Origin of the sequence: Rhizobium sophorae (assembly GCF_013087515.1) — a bacterium.
GTDB lineage: Bacteria > Pseudomonadota > Alphaproteobacteria > Rhizobiales > Rhizobiaceae > Rhizobium > Rhizobium sophorae.
On the sequence record NZ_JABFCN010000009.1, the window covers coordinates 18,256 to 39,074 of the forward strand.

The 20,819-nt window shown below is 60.5% G+C and carries 20 protein-coding genes, 1 tRNA gene and 1 pseudogene; 12 read left to right on the forward strand and 10 right to left on the reverse strand.

The annotated features are described in order from the left end of the window. Nucleotides 1-92 precede the first annotated feature (92 nt). A complete protein-coding gene (locus tag G9X64_RS04735) occupies nucleotides 93-824 on the forward strand; it encodes a hypothetical protein (protein ID WP_171376045.1) in 732 nt (243 codons plus the stop codon). On the opposite strand, the gene G9X64_RS04740 is transcribed toward G9X64_RS04735, so the two are convergent. Further along, nucleotides 821-2,335: an FAD-dependent monooxygenase gene (locus tag G9X64_RS04740; protein WP_171376046.1), complete on the reverse strand. Its 1,515-nt coding sequence runs from the start codon at nucleotides 2,333-2,335 to the stop codon at nucleotides 821-823. The genes G9X64_RS04735 and G9X64_RS04740 overlap by 4 nt on opposite strands. Nucleotides 2,336-2,677: 342 nt before the next feature. After that, entirely contained in the window at nucleotides 2,678-2,848 is a 171-nt protein-coding gene (locus G9X64_RS04745) for a hypothetical protein (protein ID WP_171376047.1), read from the reverse strand. 146 nt (nucleotides 2,849-2,994) lie between these two features. Here G9X64_RS04745 and G9X64_RS04750 point away from each other — a divergent pair, with 146 nt between their 5' ends. Beyond that, nucleotides 2,995-3,222 (forward strand): hypothetical protein, encoded by a 228-nt coding sequence (locus tag G9X64_RS04750; RefSeq protein ID WP_171376048.1) that lies wholly within the window; start codon nucleotides 2,995-2,997, stop codon nucleotides 3,220-3,222. 89 nt (nucleotides 3,223-3,311) lie between these two features. Here G9X64_RS04750 and G9X64_RS04755 read toward each other — a convergent pair whose 3' ends face one another. Beyond that, nucleotides 3,312-3,515 (reverse strand): CsbD family protein, encoded by a 204-nt coding sequence (locus G9X64_RS04755; protein ID WP_129420829.1) that lies wholly within the window; start codon nucleotides 3,513-3,515, stop codon nucleotides 3,312-3,314. A 194-nt stretch (nucleotides 3,516-3,709) separates the two neighbouring features. Here G9X64_RS04755 and G9X64_RS04760 point away from each other — a divergent pair, with 194 nt between their 5' ends. Further along, nucleotides 3,710-4,147 carry an ATPase inhibitor subunit zeta gene (locus G9X64_RS04760; RefSeq protein ID WP_312864026.1) on the forward strand — a complete coding sequence of 146 codons (438 nt, stop codon included), beginning with the start codon at nucleotides 3,710-3,712 and terminating at the stop codon, nucleotides 4,145-4,147. Nucleotides 4,148-4,345: 198 nt separating this feature from the next. Here the strand turns inward: G9X64_RS04760 and G9X64_RS04765 are convergent. After that, a tRNA-Lys gene (locus G9X64_RS04765) sits at nucleotides 4,346-4,421 on the reverse strand. Between the two features lie 231 nt (nucleotides 4,422-4,652). On the opposite strand from G9X64_RS04765, the gene G9X64_RS04770 reads away from it, so the two are divergent. Continuing rightward, nucleotides 4,653-5,402, forward strand: coding sequence for a cytochrome c biogenesis CcdA family protein (locus tag G9X64_RS04770; protein ID WP_168308842.1), 750 nt, complete (start codon nucleotides 4,653-4,655; stop codon nucleotides 5,400-5,402). A 717-nt stretch (nucleotides 5,403-6,119) separates the two neighbouring features. Here G9X64_RS04770 and G9X64_RS04775 read toward each other — a convergent pair. The 3 genes from G9X64_RS04775 to G9X64_RS04785 form a co-directional block, all read right to left on the reverse strand. Beyond that, nucleotides 6,120-7,982, reverse strand: coding sequence for a glycoside hydrolase family 15 protein (locus tag G9X64_RS04775; RefSeq protein ID WP_171376049.1), 1,863 nt, complete (start codon nucleotides 7,980-7,982; stop codon nucleotides 6,120-6,122). 179 nt (nucleotides 7,983-8,161) lie between these two features. After that, nucleotides 8,162-9,190 carry an extracellular catalytic domain type 1 short-chain-length polyhydroxyalkanoate depolymerase gene (locus G9X64_RS04780; RefSeq protein ID WP_171376050.1) on the reverse strand — a complete coding sequence of 343 codons (1,029 nt, stop codon included), beginning with the start codon at nucleotides 9,188-9,190 and terminating at the stop codon, nucleotides 8,162-8,164. Then, nucleotides 9,187-9,642, reverse strand: a complete 456-nt coding sequence (locus G9X64_RS04785) for an NUDIX hydrolase (protein WP_171376051.1) — start codon at nucleotides 9,640-9,642, stop codon at nucleotides 9,187-9,189. The genes G9X64_RS04780 and G9X64_RS04785 overlap by 4 nt, the downstream gene beginning before the upstream one ends. A gap of 128 nt (nucleotides 9,643-9,770) precedes the next feature. On the opposite strand from G9X64_RS04785, the gene G9X64_RS04790 reads away from it, so the two are divergent. The 8 genes and pseudogenes from G9X64_RS04790 (at nucleotide 9,771) to G9X64_RS04820 (ending at nucleotide 17,402) form a co-directional block, all read left to right on the forward strand. Beyond that, nucleotides 9,771-11,234 (forward strand): CYTH and CHAD domain-containing protein, encoded by a 1,464-nt coding sequence (locus tag G9X64_RS04790; protein ID WP_171376052.1) that lies wholly within the window; start codon nucleotides 9,771-9,773, stop codon nucleotides 11,232-11,234. An 83-nt stretch (nucleotides 11,235-11,317) separates the two neighbouring features. Next, nucleotides 11,318-11,773 carry an NUDIX hydrolase gene (locus G9X64_RS04795; protein ID WP_168308837.1) on the forward strand — a complete coding sequence of 152 codons (456 nt, stop codon included), beginning with the start codon at nucleotides 11,318-11,320 and terminating at the stop codon, nucleotides 11,771-11,773. Nucleotides 11,774-11,864: 91 nt separating this feature from the next. Beyond that, the gene (locus tag G9X64_RS04800; protein ID WP_168308877.1) at nucleotides 11,865-12,635 is read left to right on the forward strand and encodes an SDR family NAD(P)-dependent oxidoreductase; all 771 of its coding nucleotides are present in this window, start codon (nucleotides 11,865-11,867) and stop codon (nucleotides 12,633-12,635) included. A 111-nt stretch (nucleotides 12,636-12,746) separates the two neighbouring features. After that, complete coding sequence (locus G9X64_RS04805) at nucleotides 12,747-13,541, forward strand: potassium channel family protein (RefSeq protein ID WP_171376053.1); 795 nt, start codon at nucleotides 12,747-12,749, stop codon at nucleotides 13,539-13,541. Nucleotides 13,542-13,883: 342 nt separating this feature from the next. Then, on the forward strand, nucleotides 13,884-14,675 hold the full coding sequence (locus tag G9X64_RS04810; protein ID WP_129420819.1) for an SDR family NAD(P)-dependent oxidoreductase: 792 nt from the start codon (nucleotides 13,884-13,886) through the stop codon (nucleotides 14,673-14,675). 67 nt (nucleotides 14,676-14,742) lie between these two features. Next, nucleotides 14,743-15,076: pseudogene (locus tag G9X64_RS36385) on the forward strand (cupin); the annotation flags it as partial. A gap of 209 nt (nucleotides 15,077-15,285) precedes the next feature. Beyond that, on the forward strand, nucleotides 15,286-16,221 hold the full coding sequence (locus G9X64_RS04815; protein ID WP_171376054.1) for an MBL fold metallo-hydrolase: 936 nt from the start codon (nucleotides 15,286-15,288) through the stop codon (nucleotides 16,219-16,221). Between the two features lie 218 nt (nucleotides 16,222-16,439). Continuing rightward, nucleotides 16,440-17,402 carry an AEC family transporter gene (locus G9X64_RS04820; RefSeq protein WP_171376055.1) on the forward strand — a complete coding sequence of 321 codons (963 nt, stop codon included), beginning with the start codon at nucleotides 16,440-16,442 and terminating at the stop codon, nucleotides 17,400-17,402. On the opposite strand, the gene G9X64_RS04825 is transcribed toward G9X64_RS04820, so the two are convergent. The 3 genes from G9X64_RS04825 to G9X64_RS04835 are packed head-to-tail and all read right to left on the reverse strand — an operon-like array spanning nucleotide 17,370 to nucleotide 20,814. Further along, nucleotides 17,370-18,581, reverse strand: coding sequence for a UbiH/UbiF family hydroxylase (locus tag G9X64_RS04825; protein ID WP_171376056.1), 1,212 nt, complete (start codon nucleotides 18,579-18,581; stop codon nucleotides 17,370-17,372). The genes G9X64_RS04820 and G9X64_RS04825 overlap by 33 nt on opposite strands. 39 nt (nucleotides 18,582-18,620) lie before the next feature. Beyond that, nucleotides 18,621-19,133 (reverse strand): DUF934 domain-containing protein, encoded by a 513-nt coding sequence (locus tag G9X64_RS04830; RefSeq protein WP_168308876.1) that lies wholly within the window; start codon nucleotides 19,131-19,133, stop codon nucleotides 18,621-18,623. Between the two features lie 10 nt (nucleotides 19,134-19,143). Continuing rightward, on the reverse strand, nucleotides 19,144-20,814 hold the full coding sequence (locus tag G9X64_RS04835) for a nitrite/sulfite reductase (RefSeq protein WP_171376057.1): 1,671 nt from the start codon (nucleotides 20,812-20,814) through the stop codon (nucleotides 19,144-19,146). Nucleotides 20,815-20,819: the final 5 nt, after the last annotated feature.

Here is a 20,819-nt window from a genome sequence, read left to right on the forward strand (position 1 = left end):
TCGCCGATCGCAAAAAGTGGATGATCACCCCCTCGGCCTTCCTTTACAATCAACCGTTTCGGCCTCCCAAGGCAGATGGCAAAGGAAAATCGATGGCTCGTCTTATGTGTCCAGATGAAACGGCTCAAAAGCGGGCTGCAAAAGCCGATCGGCCGGAGGGCTTGGCGCGGGATGTGACTGCCATCAAGATCGGCGACTGTCTCATCGGTTACAAGGCCGTCCAGCGCCGCATGCGGGCCAGCCGTTGGAACCATTTCCGCGGCCGGATGCGCGAGATCGAAAAATTGATCAGGCATCGCCATGGCGAAATCGTGCCGGAGGCCGATGACGCCTTGATTTACGTCGAGGTGATCGCCGGCCTCGCCCTTGTCGAATTCAAGGAAGAGTTTGTCGAGGTGGTCCTCGGCTGGGCGGCGCGATGGCTTCCCTGGGCTGGGAAAGCCGATATAGAGGAACTGATCTACGAGCGAACAAAGGTGCGCTTTTCTGACTTGTCCGCCGACGCGCTCGGTCACGCTCTGCACTTAAGCTACGCGGAACGGAGCGCCCTGGATATCCGCACCATCGGTGCATTCGATGTGCCGAAACGGATGAGAGCAAAACTTCAAAAGGAAAAGCGGCGGCAGCGGGACCGAAGCCGAAAAGAGGAGCAGCGCCGTGCCGCCGGCGCGCTTTCCAGAGCCGATTATCTCGCCAATTCTTTGAGCACAGCACGCCCCTGGGAGGCTTTCGGCATCAGCCGCCGGACGTGGGAACGCCGCGGCAAACCGATACCGGATCCCGCGACGATATCGGATTGCGATCCAATCTCGCTCGCCGCTTAGTCAGCGTTTTTCGGCCTTGAGCCAGTTGGTCCGAACCAGCTATTCACAGCCTCTTGCAGACCATCCTGCGTCCCCTCGCCCACCCACGCCACATATCCATCGGGCCGGATCAAGACTGCGGTTGGCGCCGAGACCAAGCCCAGCGCAGGCAGCTCCCATCCGCCGTGATATTCGGCGTCGACCAACCTGATGCGGTCCGACCACGGCGTGATGTGGAAGCTGCCGGGCGCGTCGAGGTTCAAGAACACAGGCCGCGCATCCTGGAGCAGCGTAAAGAGGCGCACAGGACCATCCGCCGTGGTGAGGTCGAGGTCAGGCATGCGGCGGCCGAGCAGCGGATGCCCCTCGCCGAACTCGTAATGGAGCGCCAGTCCGGACATTTCGGCTGCGATCCGTTTGCGTGGCTCCTCCATGCCAAGCAGCTCCGTCACCACCTCACGCAGAGCTTCTGTGCGATCGTCGGTCCGCTGCAATGCGACCTGCGCCATCGTCATGCGCAACACGCGCGCCGCAACCGGATGCCGCTCGGCGTGATAGGTGTCGAGCAAGGCGTCAGGCGACGCGCCTTTCACCACCTGCGCCAATTTCCAACCGAGATTGACGGCATCCTGCACGCCCGTATTGAGGCCCTGCCCGCCCACCGGAGAATGCACGTGGGCGGCATCGCCAGCCAGGAGTACCCGACCCTTGCGGTAGACCGTTGCCTGCCTGGACATGTCGGTGAACCGGGAAATCCAGTTGACGCGATGGAGTCCGTAATCCGTTCCGAAGGCGGCAATCAGCGCTTCCCTGAGATCGCCGAGCGTCGGTTCGGTCGTCGCGCCCGCATTCTTCTCCGGCACCATCACGCCGATCGGACCTTCCTTGGCAAAGACGATCTTGCCGTCGACAATTTCATACTCCTCCCTGCCGAAGGCATAGATGCCAAGCGCCGTGCGATGGATGCCCAATGGCGGCTCCTCTTCCATCTCCACCTCGGCGAGAATGTTGCCGGTCGTCGGATCCCATCCTTCAAACGCAATGCCGGCAGCCTTGCGAACCAGACTGCGGCCGCCGTCACAGCCGACGAGATAGCCTGCCCGGAGCGAGGCGCCGTCGGAGAGTTCGATGGTGACGCCGGTGTCGTCCTGCGCGAAACCCGTTACCTCCAGACTGCGATAGATCGGCACCGCCAGCTCGCCGACCCAGCCGGCCAGAATGCGCTCGATATGCTTCTGCCGCAGCGCCAGCCCGTAATTGTGCCGGGTCGGAAAATCGCTGATATCCAGACGCGTGACCGCGAACCCCGTGACCTGGGCTATCTGCCCTTCAGCAAGGAACCGGTCGACGATGCCGCGCTGATCGAGAACCTCGAGCGTGCGCGCACTCAGACCGCCGGCCCGCGTACCGGCAAGCCCCTGGTCGGGGCGGCGCTCGACAATGGCGACGTCGACGCCTGCCAAGGCCAGCTCGCCTGCCAGCATCAGGCCCGTCGGCCCTGCCCCTGATATCACGACCGCATGTTCGCTCATCCGCAAACCCCCTTATTTCAATTGTTCCAACGCAATATCTCAGGGTCCCAGAGACCTAGCCCACTGCTTCCTCTCCATCCAATCGGCCCTGCGCAGATGCCGATTTTCTCTGTCGTAGGTTGTTCTCCTATAAATATAAGCTCCATACTGGTTGGAAGGACTTGCGACAGGATTTCAGGCTTGCTCTTCAAAGCCCCTATTCGCTGCCACTTGCGGGTCTCTTGCTGTGGAGCCCAAGCTTCTCAATACGACCTGACCGGGTGGGCGCTGGATGTGGCAGGCGCCCTCTCTCGTCATCGCCCTCTCGAAGGGCGAACAATCAATGACTTGGAAGGACGTATCTCACTGCGGAGCTGGAGCTTTTTGCTGAATCGTCTCGGCCGCCGGTCGCTCGGACGGATCGGCGGGATGGCCATAGATCGTGTAGGCGGCGCCTGCCAGCACCCCCAGGACGAGAAGAGCGAGCACGTACAACATCATTCCGCGGATGGCCGTCTTCGGTGTCTTGTCCATCAGGATCTCCAGAATTGCTCAGCGGTCAAATTCACCGCGAGCGCTTTTGGTTCGGATGCGGCGGTTGTTCACGCGAGTAGCCGCTCACGGAACGATCAGGTCCGGATTTGGTTTAACCCACATCCTCATCGCTAGCGGAGGCCATCATGTGGGCAATCCTGACCGGAGCCGCTGTCATCATCGGCGGACTTCTTTTTCTCTTTACCTCGGTGCTTGGTCGAAGACCGAGTAATCCGCATCAAATGCCGCAAGGCGGCACCACGCTGGAGCCCCGGCGCCAGGGCCTCAGGTTCCTCGGGATATCCCAGAACTGGCCAGCGCTCGCCGTTATCGCGATCGGTGCACTTCTATTGGCTTTTGGCGGATATTCATGACATCCGACGGTCATCAGCCGGCTTAACTCCTTCGGCAACAAAAACCCGGCTTTCACCGGGTTTTTGTTCAGTCATTACCAGGTCTGGCATTACCAAGTCTGGCGACCGGTCCAGTCATCGATGTCGCGTTTAATACGATCCTTTTCGATGCCATACCGCTCCTGGATCTTGCCTTCCAGCTGGTCGCGCTTGCCGGCGATCTGGTCGAGATCATCGTCAGTGAGTTTTCCCCACTGCTCCTTGATCTTGCCTTTCGCCTGCTTCCAGTTTCCTTCGACACGATTCCAATCCATGGTCGATTTCTCCTGTTTGTCGATGAGAAGAAAACGGACCGCAGTGGAAGTTGGTTCCAGCCGGCACGTATTGGCGGGGTGGAATTCTCGAAATACCACCCCTCTTTCCGTGAAATTTATACCGGCGCTTGTCAACTCGTTCATGATGACGAAAAGCGATGCTTCGGGCTTGCGGCTGGTGCGAATAGAATCCCGTGACACAGGATGTCCAAAGAGATGATGACTTCGTCGTGAACGCCAATCATCACGTTAAACAGATGGGTGTGGCGTTTAATGTGCTAAAATACCCTGTAGGCGGAGACGACACAAATCAGGGAGAAAGAACGATGGCCGACTTAGGTGACCGCAAAAAGGCGATGGAGGATCAATACTTCCAAGACGCCGAGAGGTCCATCAAGCTCAAATCTCGCATGGACAGGCTTTTGGCGCAATGGATTGCGGGCCTCATTGGTCGGGATGATGTTGCGGGCTACGGCGCTGAAATCACTGATGCCCGCTTTAAAGGGGGTGGAGACGCTGGAGTTCTCTCGAAAGCTATATCGGATCTTCAAGCGGCTGGTCAGGACGTCAGCGAGCAGGACGTGGCAGCAAAGATGAGTGAATTTCTGGTTGAGGCCGCTGGACAGCCTTGAGCACGAAGCGCTCCTGCACTGGGCGTGTTCCATACGGTATGCAGCCGTCGGCCTCACCAGCCGGCGGTTTTACATGCCCATGTGTCATGTGCCAATCGTGTGCCGTAAAACCGCGTCATACGCCGTAAAGTGTGTAAAAGGGCCTCAATCACTGACGCCCCTTACACATACTACAGTATTGATATTGCTTGCAAATTATGGTGAGAGCGTCGGGGTTCGAACCCGAGACCTACTGATTAAAAGTCAGTTGCTCTACCGGCTGAGCTACGCTCTCCCTCTCCGCGGGTGTGACCACCCCGGCCGGAAGTGGGCGGAACATAGGCAGGCGACCCATTGCGGTCAACCGAAAAATTTGCCTTTTTCCGGCGGTCGGCACATTTCTTGCCAAGCGCAAGACAGACGTCTCGCCTGCAAAGACAGATTTCTTGCGCGCGCAAAAAGGTGATTGGCAATCGCTTGCCTGCAAAGATAGGAACATCACGCAGATTGCAGCCGGAGAGAATGCGTGTCGATTGCCGATATTTCCCTGTGGAGCGCGCTGATTGCCGGGGCGCTTTCCTTCCTGTCGCCCTGCGTGCTGCCCCTCGTCCCGCCCTATCTCTGCTATATGGCCGGCATCTCCGTCGAGCAGTTCCGCGGCGGCGGTGCGGTGGCGGTGGCGCCCGACGTCAGGCGCGGTGTCTTCTTCTCGGCACTGCTCTTCACACTCGGCTTTGCCACTGTCTTCGTGGCGCTTGGCGCCGGTGCTTCCAGCATCGGCATGGCGCTTCGCCAGCATCTTGACCTCCTGTCGAAGATCGGCGGGCTGATCATCATCGTCATGGGATTGAACTTCCTTGGCCTCTTTCGAATCGGAGTGCTGGCGCGTGAGGCGCGCTTCCAGGGCAGCGGCAAACCGGCGACGCTGACGGGCGCCTATATTATGGGCCTTGCCTTCGCATTCGGCTGGACGCCCTGCATCGGCCCGGTGCTCGGCGCCATCCTCGGCGTTGCCGCCTCGCGCGAGACGGTCGGCTCCGGCGCCGGGCTGCTCGCCATCTATTCGCTCGGCCTTGCCATCCCCTTCTGGATCGCCGCCGGCTTTTCGGGCGCCTTCATGCGCTTCCTGTCGCGCTTCCGCCGCCATCTCGGCACGGTAGAAAAGGTGATGGGCGTCTTCCTTGTGCTTACCGGCTTCGCCTTCCTGTTCGGATGGGTCAGCAATGTTGCGATCTGGTTCCAGCAGACCTTTCCGATCCTGATGCAGATCGGCTAGGCCACCGGTTGCCGATTTTCCCGGCCATGCGGCAGGTTGTGTTTGGGCTCCTCAAAAATAGCGCGGCGCCCACACTTCCGTGCAACTTGCTCTCATAAAAAAGTCAGATGTTAGCGATGGCGTTTAGTTGCGCCTTTTGTACGGACGTGCGTCTTCGTCTCGCATTTGCCGACTTCAGCTCGGGAATGTCCAAATTCGTCTCGTAATCCCAGTTAATGTCCATCTCTATCGCTCAAGCCGGTCCCAAGGATCGGTCTTTGTGTCATCGTGCGAAACGGTCGGATCTCGCTTGTTCAAAGCAACACCGAGGCTGACCCTAAAGCCAATTAATGACGGGTCTGGCAGTCGCTAAAGTTTCTCGACAGGCTCGCCGTTTGGGTTGGGCACCGGCGCCTCTCTTGTATCACGGGCCGGGTGTTTACGATCGTCAGGCTCCGGCGGTTCCTTATTGTCGGGGCGATTGACAGGCTGCTTTGATGGGGCATTATTCTTTTTGGACATGGCCGGTTCCTCCACAACAGAACGAACCGATTGGGGACATTGAAAGTTCCGAGGCAGCCAAACTGCCAACGCCAGCGCATAAAACTTAAGCTGAAGTACATTCGGCGGGGCTGGCCGGGCGCGATCCTACTTTCGTCCGAGGAATTGACGAACGCTTTGCTACCATCTGAAGGCGGCCCCCACTCGGACGCGGACGTGGAGCGGTATTCGCCGGCTCTACGGCCGCCATTCCTGGCTATTGCGATCGTCGAGCTCGCGATCTAGGTAGAACGCTGCGCTGATGAGAGCGAGATGAGTAAAGGCTTGCGGGAAATTGCCAGCGAGCTGCGCCTTGGTATCAAACTCCTCGGCATATAGTCCGAGATGGTTGGCATAATTCAGAACCGACTCGAAGACCCTGCGAGCCTTCTTGGTGTCCCCCGCTCGTGCGAGACACTCTGCATACCAGAATGAGCAGGCTGAGAAGGCGCCCTCCTCCCCGTCAAGGCCGTCATTACTTCGATATCGGTGCACGACGCCGTCGTCCGCTAGTTGGTCGCCGATCGCCGTCAAGGTCGACAGCCACCTCGGGTCCGTGGCACTGACAAACCTGACCAGCGGCATGAGTAGCAGCGAGGCGTCAAGCGTGTCGCCGCCCTTTGTCTGCACAAAGTGCCCCTTCTCCTCGTTCCAGAAGTTTTTCCAAATGTCTTCGTAAATGTCGTTCCTGACGTCATGCCACTTGGAAAAAGGCGCCGCGAGGGATCGCTTGGTCGCGAGACGTATTCCCCGATCGACCGCCACCCAACACATGAGCCTGGAATGGAGGAACTCCTGTGGCTCGCGGCGCATCTCCCAAATCCCGGCGTCAGGATCCTCCCAGTGGTCGCAGACAAACTCCACAACCTTTCGAACCCCCTCCCAGTGATCGTGAGAGATTGCGTGGCCGTATTTGTTGCTCAGATAGATCGAGTCAAGAAGCTCACCGTAGATGTCGAGCTGGAACTGTTCTGCAGCGTTGTTTCCCACCCGGACGGGCGTCGCACCGCCATAGCCGTGCAGGTGCTCGAGGCTGGCCTCATTAGGCACCTCGCCGCCGTCGATCGCATACATGATCCTCAGTCGGCCGCCGGCGTCACATGCCGACGCCCGCTGGCCGATCCAGTCGTTGAATGCCATCGCCTCGTCGCGATAGCCAAGCCTCATCAATGCATACACTGTGAAGGAGGCGTCGCGTATCCAGGTGGCGCGATAGTCCCAGTTGCGGCTGCCACCGGGGGTTTCCGGCAAGCCAAAGGTTGCGGCGGCGACGATCGACCCGTGCTTGCGCGAGGTCATGAGCTTCAACGCCAGTGCAGAGCGATTGACCATTTCGCGCCAGCGTCCGCGATAGGTCGACTGTCTCGCCCAGTTCTGCCAGAAGGCGACCGTCTGATCTTCCATCTCCTCCGTGGTCGCTTCCTCCGCATTGTCGCCACCGTCGTCGAGAATGAAATCGACGCCCTCTCCAGCTTGAAGGGTGATCTCGGCGATAACGCCGCCATCGATCTCGACGAGTGGCACACCAGCCAAGAGTCGTAGAACCTCGCCGTTCGCCTGCCGCCAGATTACAGCGCCCTCTTCCATCTTCGCCGGGAGCTGTCTTCTCGCATATTCGAACCGAGGAGTGCACGACATACGCAACTTCAAACTCCCGCGCGTCACACGAAAGCGCCGTACAACCATGCTCGAGCCGTCGCTACGGCTGTTTTTCACGTACATGAAATCAGTAAGTTCGCCGCTTGCCTTGTCGCCCATCCAACGTGTGAGGAGGACGTTCGTATCCGGAAGATACTGCTGCGTCACGCGGGCGTCGGCAAGCTCCGGAGCGATCTGAAACATGCCACCACCTCCCGGGTCGAGCAGCGCAGCAAAAATTGTCGGACTGTCGAAATCGGGCCAACATAGAAAATCGATCGTGCCGTCGGTAGCGACAAGCGCGATCGTCGCCAAATCGCCGATGACGCCGTGGTTCTCTATCGCGCGCGGAACGACGGCTGCGTCCTCCTGGCTACGTTTTGCGGCAACCTTATCCCCGATGAGCCCGCTGTTTGCATCCATGCTGCGTTCCTCTTGGCTGAGCTTCGGATGAAAAGTCCGCAGGGAGCTCGCCACTTCACCGATTTGGCGCTTTGGTTCGAAACGGCAATAGCGAATGAGGTCGCCGGGAGAGGGCCGCAGGTCAATGACCTTGCGTTAACGGGAATAGACAAAATTTGGCTTAGCCACAGCGTTTTCGACTATAGCATAGGTCTCTTCAAGCCCCATAGTCGCAGCAATTCTGCTGGAGCCGAAATCTCTGCCGCAATGACGTAAGGGTCTCCAGATCGTCTCGACTTCGTAGCATCCCGCATTTTGATTGGAAGCCCGTGCCCCATGTTCCTGACCGAATAGGAGGCCAGCTTAAGACCGTCTGTGGCCCGCCACGACTGCAATCTGCCCCATGGTTTTTCCTCCGCACGTCCGCTGCTTTCATCGAGGCCCTGGACTTCGAGCCACTGTGCTATGCATGCGCTCGCGTTGACCGGGTTCACAGTCCTATCGTCCATGCCCTGCCAGATCGTTACTCCGGGCCACGCCTTGACCACGGAAGAGATCTCTGTGACGGGTCGCCCCCAGCCGCCGGACGGCGGCGCCGCGCCCGACTTCATCGCTCGTAACGCGGATATCGCATCTCGGGCCGATCCGACGGGCATGCCTGCGATGATCGCGACGCCTGCGAACATTGGGGGATAGTTGGCAACGAGCGCGGCCGTCATCGCCCCGCCTGCAGACAGTCCTGCGATAAAGATCCTCGAGTGATCGATGCGATGTCTTTCGCAAGCATGTTCGATCATCTGCTTGATGGACAGCATCTCTCCACGGTCTCTGGCGACGGCGCTTGGGCGGAACCAGTTGAAGCATCGTTGCGAATTATTGGCGCTTCTCTGCTCAGGATAAAGGAGAACGAAGCCGCGGTCTTTTGCGAGTTTGGAGAAACCAGCGGCACTATCCAGGCTTTCGGGTGTTTGTCGGCAGCCATGAAGCACGACCACAAGTGCGGGGTTTTTCGGCAGCCGCGCTGTCGGCACGAAGGTTTTCATGATCAGGCGGCCGGGATTGCTTCCAAATGCGGTCGTCTCGACCAGAGTCGGTTTCGCGGCACGGAGTGTCGGCGTCGCGCGTTTCGCCTTGTTTCGCGGCGCCTTGAGGCCCTTTTCGATCAGCCTGCTGAATTTCTTCTGGGATTTGAGGAGCCGGGCTAGCGATTTGCCGAAACCGAACTTCATACGCCCACGGTCTCAAGCCGCGACAACAGCGTCCGCAGGCCCGGCTGCGCTGCTTCCCGCAGCGCGGTCTCCAAGGGGAACCACCGTGTCTTACGGGCATCCTTTTCCGGAAACTTGTCCGCGATCCTCCAGACCTTAAGAAGATGGACGGCCACGTGGTATTGGTTGGGACTCGTGTCCTTCCGATAAGAAAACGTACCGAATACGGCCTTGTCCACGGCGCCTGCGACCCCGGCCTCCTCGAACGCCTCTCTCAGCGCCGCGGCGCTGCTGGCCTCACCACCTTCGACGTGCCCCTTCGGAATGCCCCATCGACCGTTCCGTCGGCTGCCTACAAAAAGGACTTCAACTCCACCGTTTTCGTTCCGACGGTAGCAGAGAGCACCAGCCTGCGCGACATCGCGACCAGACATGGTTTTCGTAAGTTCCGTCTGGGCTTTTTCGTTGAGCATCGTCCGCCTCCGGTTTCGAAGCCCGCGCAAGCTAGCTGGGCAACGTTGAAGAGTCCAGTTTGCTTCATCACGTCGTGACGCAACCGAACTATGACAGGGCCTCAAGCGTTGAGGAGCGTCCAATCAGAATGGAGCCTGCCTTGCCATCAGAAAGCGAAATCAAGCTCGATCTCTCTAACGAAGCCCTTGAGAGCCTTTTAGGTTCCGATCTTCTCGGGGAGCCTGACGAGGCACTGCAGCAGTCTTCGACCTACTTCGAGACGGACGATCGTCGGCTGTCGGAAAAAGGGTTCTCTCTGCGTGTCCGCTCTACCGGCGCTTCCCACGTCCAGACTGTGAAGGCATCCGGACCGGCGAAATCACTGTTTGTCCGTTCGGAATGGGAGACCCCCCTTGAAGGGATGGAACCCGTCCTCGACCATACGAGCCCTCTCATAAGCGAGTTCGGACCGGAACTTGAGGTGGAAGCCGCTTTTAACGTGTTCATTGAGCGCCGCGTCTGGAACATCGAGTTGAACGGCTCTCGGCTGGAGGTGGTCGTCGATCGGGGAGCGGTGGCGTCTGGCAACAGGCGCTCGCCTGTTCAGGAAATCGAGGTCGAACTGAAGGACGGCGATCCGAAAGACCTGTTCGTATTTATTCGCAAGATCGACGCGATCGCACCTTTCCGGTTCGGCATTCAGTCCAAGTCCGAACGGGGTCTGGCACTACTGGACAGGCAGCAATTCATGTTCAAGGCAGAGCGCCTCGATCTTGAGCGAAACATCAAGGCATCTACCGCCTTTCGAGAGATCGCCGCGTCCTGCTTTCGGCAGTTCCGTCTCAACGAAGAGATCCTTCTCCAGCGACGAAATTCCGAAGCCCTTCATCAGGCGCGGGTAGCTCTTCGGCGTCTCCGCTCTGCGTTCTCGCTGTTCAAACCGCTCTTGACGGGCGACGAGCCGAGCAGGCTGCAGGGGGAGATTCGCTGGCTCGCTGGCGTCCTAGGTGAAGCGCGTAATCTCGACGTCCTGCTGATGAAGGCGAAGGACTCCGACCTTCGGGCCAAGCTCAAGGATGCCCGCAACACGGCATACGGCGACGCTGTCGAGGCTCTGGAATCGGCGAGAGCGCGCGCGCTGATGCTCGATTTCAACGAGTGGCTTCAATGTGACACCGATCGCGCAGGCGGCGGTGGCGCAACTTCCGAGGACGCGTCGGCTTCGGAGTTTGCCGCGAAGGCCCTCGACAAGATGCGCAAGAAGCTGAAAAAGCATGGCAGTGCGCTGGCTGAGACCGACGACGAGCATCGTCACCAGGTTCGCAAGGACGCTAAAAAGCTTCGCTACGCGGCCGAGTTCTTCGGATCGCTGTTCGACGACAAGCGCGGCGCCCGTCGGCACCGGAAATTTATCGCAGCGATGGAGGAGTTGCAGGACCATCTTGGAGCATTGAACGATCTGGCTATGGGACCGGACGTGCTTGAGCAGCATGGACTGGCCGACCACCCTGCTCGAGATTCTGTCATTTCCCACGATGACAAAAATGCGTTGATCGGCATGGCGCAGTCCTCAGTCGATGAGGTCATCGACACGAAGCGCTTCTGGCGCTGACATGAGGACGCCATGAACCTTAAGCGAAGGAACCTCGGTCTATCCGGCACGGTCGAGAACGTCGATGAACATGAGGAGACACGATGAATGAGATTGACGTCTATCCGAAGCCGATCCAGCAGTATGGTGCATTGTGTTTCCGAAACACCCCCAAGGGGCCACAGGTGCTTCTCATCACGACGCGGGAGACGAGACGTTGGATGATCCCGAAGGGATGGCCGATATCAGGTCTGAAGCCGCGCAAGGTGGCAGAACGTGAGGCCTGGGAGGAAGCTGGCGTGATCGGCAGGGCGAAGAAGAAGCCCTTCGGCGAGTTCCTCTATGACAAGCTGATGCAGGACGGAAGTGGAGCGCGACCGGTCGTTGCCGTCTTCCTACTGGAAGTCCGCCGTAGCCGAAAGCGCTTTCCAGAAATGGCGCAGCGAGATTCCGTGTGGCTGACGCCGATTGAGGCCGCCCGCCGCGTAGACGAACCCGACCTTGAGCGCCTGCTGCTGAAGTTCGGACGAATGGTCGAGCGCGGGGGCCGGCTTCCCTAGCTCGACTGTCGCACTCCTCAGCACTCGCAGAACATCTGGCATCCGCCCACCGACCCTGCCATAAATGAGCTTCATCGAGGGAGGCATCGTGATGCAGAAGAATGCGCCGGACTTCAGCCTTGAGGGCAAGGTGACTTTGGTGACGGGAGCGAGCCGTGGCATCGGTCGAGCTTGCGCACTTGCCTGTGCCGCAGCAGGCTCCGATATTGTTTTAGGGGTCCGCGATGTCGCAGCGTCGGCGAGCCTGGTTGCTGAACTGGAGGGCACGGGACGAAAAGTTCTGCCCGTTGAATTGGACATTCCCAATAAGGCCCATATCGCGCATGCCGTCGACGCGGCGCTTGCGACGTTCGGCCGGATCGACATCCTCGTCAACAATGTCGGCGTGGCTCCGGGCAATCTCGCGGAACTCGTCGAGGAGAAGGATCTTGACGAGATACTCGATGTCAACATCAAGGGTACCTTTCTGATGACGCAGGCTGTGGGCCGTCACATGATCAAGCGCAATGGCGGCCGGATCATCAACATCAGCTCACAGGCCGGTACCGTGGCACTGCGCGGCGAGGCAATCTATTGCATGAGCAAGGCGGCAATCAATCACCTCACGCGCTGCCTTGCAGCCGAATGGGCACGCTATAATGTCACCGTAAATACCGTATCGCCGACGTTCATTCACACCGATGGCACAGCACCTTTTCTATCCGATGCCGACAATCGCGAAGCGACGCTCGGTCACATTCCACTCGGCCGGATCGGTGAAACCGATGATGTGGTGGGTGCCGTCGTCTTCCTTGCATCACCGGCTGCGAGCCTGATCACCGGCGCTAACCTGCTGGTGGACGGTGGATGGTCCGTCGCCTGAGATCGAGGCGCAACCTGCAGCGCAAATCTTATCCAGACGAGAACAACGATTCCCCCGATAAGGATCTCTTCGGCGACTTGCGGACGCCGATCAGGGATCTACATTCCCTGGATGAAAAGCTTCGAATCCGACAACGGCTCTCGGCAAAATTCGCTTCGTCAGGTACTGCGAAGGCTCGATAGGGCCGAGGGCAGGCAGGCGGTCGCCTTTCGGCTGGTATTTGCTGCCATTGACGTCGCCATTCTCGCCTTCTTCCTGCTCGGCCCGTACCTGCGATCCGGTCCGTCCTATCTGATTATCGACTATGCGATAGCAGTGTGGATCGCCGCCGAGATGGTCGGCCGGGCGGTCGCCGCATTCTCTTTGCGCGAGTGGATTCGGCGGCCGATGACCTGGATCGACTTCGTGGTGCTGGCCACGCTGTTGCTGCCGGACCTGCTCTACAATTTCGCTTTCCTGCGGATCATGCGGTTCTGGGCGATCGGCACGAGTCCGCTGCTCAAGGACTTGCTGCGCAAGGCTGGCTATTTATACCTTCTCGACGTCGTCCGGGCGGTGATCAACCTCCTTGTGTTCCTCTTCATGGCAACCGGGTTCGTCTATACGTCCTTCTTCTACAACAGGGAGGGAAGCGAAGGATTCGTCGATGCGCTGTACTTCACGGTCGCGACGGTGACGACGACGGGATTCGGAGACATCACGCTTCCGGGAACGCTGGGCAAGCTCACTTCCGTTGTGACGATGATCGTCGGCATTTCCCTATTCGTCAGGCTTGCTCAGGCTGTGGTCCGCCCTCACAAAGTGACCTATTCCTGTCACCGATGCGGCCTTCAGCGCCATGACGCCGACGCCGTTCATTGCAAGGCGTGCGGAGAGGTCTTGAACATACCGGACGAGGGATCGTGACCGTCGATCCTGGCTAGACGATACGCTAGGAATCGCACGCAGTCGTTTGTCTGAGAGGGCGCCCAAGATCGTATCGGGGCAACCAGTGAACGTGGAATCTTGCAATTGAGCCACGTCTTCAGGTTGGAGCGCAGCCCCGCAGATGTTGTTGTGCCAGCTCATTGGTTTGCGCCGCCCCGGCGCACCATTTCAAATCGGTCCGTCGGATTGCAGCCCGCCATACCGGGGGAGCACGCCGCCGCCGACATCATCCTCTCGCGAAAGGATTATCCGCATCGTGGGCTGTTGCTAGACCGGCCGCCAGTTCATACGTTCTGTCATCCAACCTCACAGGAGCAGAAGATGCAGATCGACCTCACAGGCAAGACCGCTCTGGTTACCGGATCCACTGAAGGCATTGGATACGCAATCGCCCGCCAGCTCGCGAGGGCGGGTGCGGACGTGGTGGTCAACGGCCGGTCCGAAGAAAAGACCGCGAAGGCCGCCGACCGCCTGAAAGGCGAAGGCGCCAAGGGAAGCGTGACCGCGGCGGCAGCGGATCTCGCGACCGCTGGCGGATGTGACGCTCTTGTCGCCCAAGTTCCTGACGTGGACATCCTCATCAACAACGCGGGCATCTTCCAGCCGCTAGACTTCTTCGATGCGGACGACGAGGTATGGGACCGACACTGGCAGGTGAACGTCATGTCCGCCGTCAGGCTTTCGCGCGCATATCTTCCGGGCATGCAGAAGCTCGATTGGGGCCGCGTCATCTTCATCGCGTCGGAATCCGGCTTTAACATTCCGGTCGAGATGATCCACTACGGTGTCAGCAAGACCGCAGACATCGCGGTTGCTCGCGGCCTTGCCAAGCGCATGGCTGGCACGGGCGTCACCGTGAACTCCGTCCTTCCCGGCCCCACGCTGTCGGAAGGCGTCGAGGCGATGCTCGCCGAGGAACGTGCGAAGACGGGGAAACCGATCGAGGAGGTGGCGGCGGACTTCGTCAAGAAGCACCGCGCCGGTTCGATCATCCAACGCGCCGCGAGCGTCGAGGAAATAGCCAATCTCGTCACCTATCTCGCCTCCCCTTTGGCGTCCGCAACGACTGGAGCTTCGATGCGCGTGGACGGAGGCCTGATCGACACGCTCTGACGAACTTCACCGACCGGCCACTGCACCGTCTTCGTCGGAAGTTGTCTCCGCGATGCGCTGCGGTGGCGGGCTATTTTGGCGGCAGCACTACCATTCCGGTGCCCATGAAGTGCTGGGAATTGCACTTGGTAGCGCCACGCTGCTGATTGGTGGTCCCGGCGGTCAAGCAATAGCGGTGGCGGCCGGAGACTGTCTGGTGCTTCCAGCCGGGACAGGCCATCAGAATCTCGGCTGCACGTCGAACCTCCAGGTCATCGGCGCTTATCCTAAGGGACAGCATGCCGACATTCAGACTTCGGCTGCTTCAAGCGAAACGCTAACGAAAATGTCGTCGGTACCTCATACCCCACGCCGATCCCGTTCAAAGACCATCGGGATTTCTCATCGAGAAATGGCGGTAGCAGGCTTGCCGCGTTCGCTGATCTGATCGACTCCGCCCCCATCAGCACCACGCCGGCAGCAAAAAGCGAGGCCTGCACCTATGCCGTGGTATGGCTTGTCCTGTCCCTCGGCCCCACTCGTCCTTACCCCTCGACCAATCGATCGCAAGCACGCCTCCATGTAGCGTCGTCGATGCCGTGTTTGAGGCGGCGGTCAGAAGGAGACGAACATGAACCTTGAGACAAAGATGAGCCTGGAAAACACCGCACGCACCGGCAGACCTCCGCTCGACGAATTGGTTCCGTCGCGCTACGCGGTGCGGGTCGGCGAGATTGAGGTGCTGGTGGTCAGCGATGGAGTGCTACCGCTCCCTACCGCGATGCTGGGACACAACATCGATCCCGCCGTCCGAGCGGCCTGGCTGAAAGACATGTTCCTGCCAGCGGATGCTTTCGACTGGGCGCTGAACGTGGTCGTGGTGCGCAGCGGCGACCAGACCATCCTCCTCGACGCCGGGCTGGGGATCGACCCGGACCTGCACCTGCCGCGCGCCGGGCAGCTGATCAAGCGGTTGGAGGCCGCCGGCATCGATCTTGCGTCGGTGACCGACGTGGTGCTGACTCACATGCATATGGACCACATTGGCGGATTGCTCGTCGACGGGGTGAAGGACCAGCTGCGTCCGGACCTGCGGATCCACGTGGCGGCGGCCGAGGTCAAATTCTGGGAGGCGCCCGATTTCTCCCGGGTCTCCATGCCACCGGGGTTCCCGGACGCGCTTCGCGCTACCGCCAAGCGGTTCGCCAAGGAGTATCGCAGCCATCTCAGGCTGTTCGATGATGAGTACGAGGTGGCGCCGGGCGTGGTCGTCCATCGCACGGGCGGCCACACCCCGGGGCATAGCGTGATCCGCCTGACGTCCGGCGGCGAGCGGCTAATGTTTGCCGGCGACGCCGTGTTCGCGGTCGGGTTTGAACATCCCGACTGGTTCAACGGTTTCGAACATGACCCCGAGGAGGCGGCGCGCGTTCGGGTTCGTCTTTTGCGCGAACTGGCGGAGACCGGCGAGCAGCTGGTGGCGACTCACCTGCCGTTCCCGTCCGTCGGCCGGGTGGCGGTCGACGGCGACGCCTTTCGTTGGGTGGCGGCCTTCTGGGACTACTGATCGCTTGTCGGGTTGGGGTCATAAAGCGTGTACTCATTGAGTCCACGCTCTATCGATTTGTTTCTGCGCAATTCCGGACGCAAAACCGCTATACACTTTTGCTGGAACTGCTCTTGTTTTTGCGCAATTCCGCTCGCAAAAACCACTACACAGTTTCGTTGGAATTGCTTAAGTCAGATCCCCTACCCGCCGATCATCCCCGCGCCCCGGAAGACCTCTTGGCCGAAATCGTCAGCCTGCTATTGCCGTTCTTCGGCCTGATCCTGATCGGTTACATCGCCGCCAAGGCGACGAAGCAGCCGGCCGAAGCGCTCGGCTGGCTGAACACCTTCATCATCTATGCCGCCCTGCCCGCTCTCTTCTTCAAGCTCGTCTCGCGCACGCCGATCGAGGAGCTCACGCGCGTCGACTTCATCGTCACCGATATCGCGGCGACCTATGCGGTCTTCATCCTGCTTTTCGTCATCGGCCGCCTGGTGCACGGCAATTCGCTTGCCGATTGCACCATCCAGTCCTTTGCCGGCGCCTATGGCAATATCGGCTATATGGGGCCGGGCCTGGCGCTCTTGGCGCTCGGCGAAGGCGCAGCCGTGCCGGTGGCGCTGATCATCTGCTTCGAGAACGCGCTGCATTTCATCGTGGCGCCGGCGCTGATGGCGGCGGCCGGCGACGACAAGCGTTCGCCCAGTCGGCTCGCCGCCGATATCGTGCGCAAGGTCGCGCTGCATCCCTTCATTTTGTCGACGGCGCTGGGCTTTGCTGTGGCCGCCTTGCACATCGATCAGCCGTTGGCGTTTCTGCGCCTGGTCGATTATCTCGCCCAGGCGGCAGCGCCCTGCGCGCTCTTTGCCATGGGCGTGACGCTGGCGCTGCGGCCGCTGAAGCGGATCCCGGCCGAGATCTCCTATATCGTGCCGGCGAAGCTGATCCTGCATCCGATCGCGGTTTTCATTGCGCTGACGGCGGTTGGTGGTTTCGAGCCGGTCTGGATTCAGGCCGCCGTGCTGCTCGCCTGCCTGCCGACGGCGACCAACGTCTTCGTCATCGGCCAGCAATATGGCGTCTGGCAGGAGCGCGCCTCGGCGACGATCCTGATCACGACGGTGTTTTCGGTGGTGAGCGTTTCGCTCTGGCTGATCGTGATCCGATCAGGCCTTCTTCCGCTTCAGCTTTTCCCGTAGCGCATCCGGAATATCGCGAAAGCCGCGGCCGGGCTCGATGCCCTCGCGCATGACGATGTTGCGCAGCGGCGGTATGGCCGAGAGGATATGCAGCCCGGCAGCACGCAGCATCTGGACGGGCAGGAAATCCGAAAGCAGCGAGCGGTTGAGAATATCGACACTGGCCGTGCGCGTCATGATATCGGCGCGGCGCCTGCGGTCGAAGCTTTCGCCGGCATCGGCCGGCACCGGCAGCTCCGCCCTGTCGCAGAGGATATCGGCAAGCGCCATGATATCACGCAGGCTGAGGTTCAGCCCCTGCGCCCCGATCGGCGGGAAGACATGGGCGGCCTCGCCGATCAGCGCAATGCGTCCTTTGCCGAAACGATGCGCCATCATGCCGGAGAGCGGCCAGACCTGGACGCCCTCCTCGACGCTGACCTTGCCGAGCATGGATTGCATGCGCGCCTCGACAAGAGCGCCGAGCTCGGTAAGCGGCAATTCCATGCGGCTCGCCGCCTCAGCGGGATCCTGCACCCAGACGAGGCTGGAGCGGCTCCCCGGCAGCGGCACCTGGGTGAAGGGGCCGTGTCTGGTGTGAAATTCAGTCGAGATGTTCTGGTGCGGCAGCGAATGGGCGAAATTCAGCACCATGGCCGATTGCGGATAGGACCAGTTGCGCACGGTAATGCCGGATGTCTCGCGCAGCTTCGAGCCGCGGCCATCGGCGCCGACGGCAAAATCGGCCGACAGCGTCTCGCCGCCGGCCAGCGTGATCGAGACGGCTTCAGCCGATATTTCGAGCGATTCGGCCATATCGGTAAAGCGGGTGATATTGCCCTCGCCGGCTGCGGCCTCTTCGAGGATATCGATCAGCGCCTTGTTGGGGAAATTGTAGCCGAAGGCATCAAGGCCGACTTCGGCCGCGCGGAAGGTGGTGGTCGGCGCGCGCAGCAGCCGATCGGTGCCGTCGACGATGCGCATGCTGGTGAGAGGGGCGGTTGCGGAGCGGAGCTTTGCCCAGAGCGCCAGGCGGTCGAGGAAGCGGATAGACTGATCCATCAGCGCCGTGGTGCGTCGATCCTCTTTCGGAGCGAGGGGTGCCACCAGCGCCACGTTGCGACCGCCGCGCGCAAGCGCGATTGCGGCGATCATGCCGGCGAGACCTCCACCGATCACCGCCACTTCGAATGTCTTCATGCTACTGTTCCGCCATCGTAAAAGGGCGGGCCCCGCCGCTTATGCGGCCGGCTTCGCCTGACGGCGCCAACTATAGCCCTTGCCGGCGTCGGCGTCACGCACCGCCGGCTGATAATGATGGGGAATGGCGGGAAGACGGTTTTCGGAAAGCCGCTTCAATGCCGTGGCATTGCTGACCGAAAAGCTGTCGATGCCGACGCGCAGCATCAGCGGCACCTGATCGATCAGCACGTCACCGACGGCGCGCAGCTCGTTGGTGTAGCCGAGGCGCTGGCGCAGCAGCGAGGCATGGCTGAAGGCGCGGCCGTCGTTGAAAGCCGGAAAGGCGACGGCGACGATTTCGAGGCGATAGAGATAGGGCTCCAGCCGGCGCACGTCGTCCGCCGGCTTGATCAGTACGCCGAGGCCGACATCGTTGCTTTCATCGGCCCTGGCGATCAGTTCGTCGAGACCGAGCAGCGGCTTCTGCTCCTCGGTCGCCTTCACCTCGTCGGTTTCGATCACCCAGGGATCGTTTTCGACAAAACCGGTTTCTCTCCAGATCTTCGTCATCATCCCCCCCTTATGCCGCTTCGGCGGCTGAGCCGTAGAGCGCAGTCTTGAACGGCTGCGGTCCGACACGGCGATAAGCGGCGAGGAAGTTCTCGGAATGATCGAGGCGCAGGCCGAGATAGGTGTCGACGATCGTCTCGATCGCGTCCGTCACCCGGTCCGGCTCGAAGCCGCGGCCGATGATTTCGCCGATCGAGGTATGTTCGTCGCCGGAGCCGCCGAGCGTGATCTGGTAGAGTTCGGCGCCCTTCTTCTCCACACCGAGCAGGCCGATATGGCCGACATGGTGATGGCCGCAGGCATTGATGCAACCGGAGATCTTGATCTTCAGCTCGCCGATCTCGGCCTGGCGTTCGGCGTTGCCGAAGCGGCGGGAGATTTCCTGCGCCAGCGGAATGGAGCGCGCATTGGCGAGCGCGCAGTAGTCCAGCCCGGGACAGGCAATGATATCGGTGATCAGGCCGGCATTGGCTTCGGCGAGATTGATGGCGACGAGGCCGCGATAGACGGCTTCGAGATCGGCAAGCGCCACGTGCGGCAGGATCAGGTTCTGCTCATGGCTGACGCGGATTTCGTCGAAGGCATATTCCTCGGCAAGATCAGCGATCGCATCCATCTGTGCATCCGAGGCGTCGCCCGGAATGCCGCCGATCGGCTTCAGCGAGATCGTCACCATGCCGTAATCGGGGTTCTTGTGCGGCTGCACGTTCTGCTGGACCCAGCGGGAGAAACCGGAATCGGCCTTCTTCCAGCGGGCGAGGTTTTCCCAGCCCTCGGCGCGTTCGGGCAGTGCCGGCGGCGCGAAATAGGCAGCGATCGACTGCACGTCCTTTTCCGGCAGCTTGAGCTCGGTATCCTTCAGCGCGGCGAATTCAGCTTCCACCTGGCGCGTCAGCTCCTCGGTGCCGGTTTCGTGCACCAGGATCTTGATGCGGGCCTTGTACTTGTTGTCGCGGCGGCCGTGCAGATTGTACACACGCACGATTGCCGTGGTGTAGGAGAGCAGGTCTTCCTCGGGCAGGAAGTCGCGGATCAGCTTGGCGATCATCGGCGTACGGCCCTGGCCGCCGCCGACATAGACGGCAAAGCCGATCTCTCCCTTGTCATTCGTCTTCACGTGCAAGCCGATATCATGCACCTGGATTGCGGCGCGGTCACGCTCGGCGCCAGTGACGGCGATCTTGAACTTACGCGGGAGGAAGGAGAATTCCGGGTGGACCGACGACCACTGGCGCAGGATTTCGGCGTAAGGACGCGGATCGGCGACCTCATCAGCGGCAGCACCGGCAAAGTGATCGGCGGTGACGTTTCTGATACAGTTGCCCGAGGTCTGCAGCGCATGCATTTCAACGCTGGCAAGGTCGGCCAGCGCATCGGGAATGTCGGACAGCTTCGGCCAGTTGAACTGCAGGTTCTGGCGCGTGGTGAAGTGGCCATAACCGCGGTCGTAGGTGCGGGCGATATGGGCGAGCATGCGCAGCTGGCGCGAGCTCAGCGTGCCATAGGGAATGGCAATGCGCAGCATGTAGGCGTGGAGCTGCAGGTAGACGCCGTTCATCAGGCGCAGCGGCTTGAACGCGTCCTCGGCGAGCTCGCCGGAAAGGCGGCGCTGGACCTGATCGCGAAACTGCTCGACGCGCTCGGTAACAAAGGCATGGTCAAATTCGTCGTAACGGTACATCGTCT

Bases quoted from the DNA above. Each gene is read 5' to 3' on its own strand.
- G9X64_RS04755 (WP_129420829.1), bottom strand. From the start codon at position 3,515: ATGGATTGGAATCGTGTCGAAGGAAACTGGAAGCAGGCGAAAGGCAAG.
- G9X64_RS04815 (WP_171376054.1), top strand. From the start codon at position 15,286: ATGAACCTTGAGACAAAGATGAGCCTGGAAAACACCGCACGCACCGGC.
- G9X64_RS04790 (WP_171376052.1), top strand. From the start codon at position 9,771: ATGGAGCCTGCCTTGCCATCAGAAAGCGAAATCAAGCTCGATCTCTCT.
- G9X64_RS04825 (WP_171376056.1), bottom strand. From the start codon at position 18,581: ATGAAGACATTCGAAGTGGCGGTGATCGGTGGAGGTCTCGCCGGCATG.
- G9X64_RS04830 (WP_168308876.1), bottom strand. From the start codon at position 19,133: ATGACGAAGATCTGGAGAGAAACCGGTTTTGTCGAAAACGATCCCTGG.
- G9X64_RS04800 (WP_168308877.1), top strand. From the start codon at position 11,865: ATGCAGAAGAATGCGCCGGACTTCAGCCTTGAGGGCAAGGTGACTTTG.
- G9X64_RS04750 (WP_171376048.1), top strand. From the start codon at position 2,995: ATGTGGGCAATCCTGACCGGAGCCGCTGTCATCATCGGCGGACTTCTT.
- G9X64_RS04740 (WP_171376046.1), bottom strand. From the start codon at position 2,335: ATGAGCGAACATGCGGTCGTGATATCAGGGGCAGGGCCGACGGGCCTG.
- G9X64_RS04810 (WP_129420819.1), top strand. From the start codon at position 13,884: ATGCAGATCGACCTCACAGGCAAGACCGCTCTGGTTACCGGATCCACT.
- G9X64_RS04780 (WP_171376050.1), bottom strand. From the start codon at position 9,190: ATGAAGTTCGGTTTCGGCAAATCGCTAGCCCGGCTCCTCAAATCCCAG.
- G9X64_RS04795 (WP_168308837.1), top strand. From the start codon at position 11,318: ATGAATGAGATTGACGTCTATCCGAAGCCGATCCAGCAGTATGGTGCA.
- G9X64_RS04735 (WP_171376045.1), top strand. From the start codon at position 93: ATGGCTCGTCTTATGTGTCCAGATGAAACGGCTCAAAAGCGGGCTGCA.
- G9X64_RS04745 (WP_171376047.1), bottom strand. From the start codon at position 2,848: ATGGACAAGACACCGAAGACGGCCATCCGCGGAATGATGTTGTACGTG.
- G9X64_RS04785 (WP_171376051.1), bottom strand. From the start codon at position 9,642: ATGCTCAACGAAAAAGCCCAGACGGAACTTACGAAAACCATGTCTGGT.
- G9X64_RS04775 (WP_171376049.1), bottom strand. From the start codon at position 7,982: ATGGATGCAAACAGCGGGCTCATCGGGGATAAGGTTGCCGCAAAACGT.
- G9X64_RS04805 (WP_171376053.1), top strand. From the start codon at position 12,747: ATGAAAAGCTTCGAATCCGACAACGGCTCTCGGCAAAATTCGCTTCGT.
- G9X64_RS04835 (WP_171376057.1), bottom strand. From the start codon at position 20,814: ATGTACCGTTACGACGAATTTGACCATGCCTTTGTTACCGAGCGCGTC.